Source organism: Burkholderia sp. TSV86 (assembly GCF_001522865.1).
Classification (GTDB): Bacteria; Pseudomonadota; Gammaproteobacteria; order Burkholderiales; family Burkholderiaceae; genus Burkholderia.
In genome coordinates this window covers 1-550 of record NZ_LOWB01000027.1, presented here as the reverse complement: position 1 = coordinate 550, position 550 = coordinate 1, and the positions used below count along the sequence as shown (strand labels likewise).

Sequence of the window (550 nt, the reverse complement as noted above, 5' to 3'; positions counted from 1 at the left end):
ACACTTGAAATACGTGATTTCATCAAGCTATCGACGGTCATCACCCAAATGAACGAGCAACTCCTCAAAGCGCAAGACAGCCTCTTCGCTCACAACACCCAACTCCTGCAACTCCAAAGCGAGCACTTCGAGACCGCACAGAAACTGAGAGACGCGAACGAAGCCCTCGCGAAACGCACTCGCTATGAGCTTGTCGCTCTCGGTAACGGCGTTCTCGCCTATCGCTTGAATCCGGTCCCAGCGCAAAGCGGAACTACGGAGCCAGTCACCACGGAGCCCGAGCATTTCGCATGTCAGATTTGCTATGACGCGCCCGTTTCTCGCCTTGTCGTTCTGCAACGCACCGATACTCATGGAAATCTCCATTGCCCTGTCTGCAACACGCGCTTTACCGTTAATCGAGCTGCCAGGCGCAAGCTCAACCCAGCCAGGCGCCGCTGGAGCGCAACTTCCTGGGGGGATTAGTCGAGGACTATTCAAGCCGCTCCCTTGGCCGACGCACAAGGAACGCACCCGTCGAAGCGGAAGTCTCGGGCAAAACCCTTCTCGC

1 protein-coding gene is annotated in these 550 nt (G+C 56.7%); it reads left to right on the top strand.

The genetic code is table 11. The features are described from left to right. Positions 1-465 (top strand): hypothetical protein (locus WS68_RS28705; RefSeq protein ID WP_231752945.1); only part of this gene is annotated, 465 nt, incomplete at its 5' end. Positions 466-550: the final 85 nt, after the last annotated feature.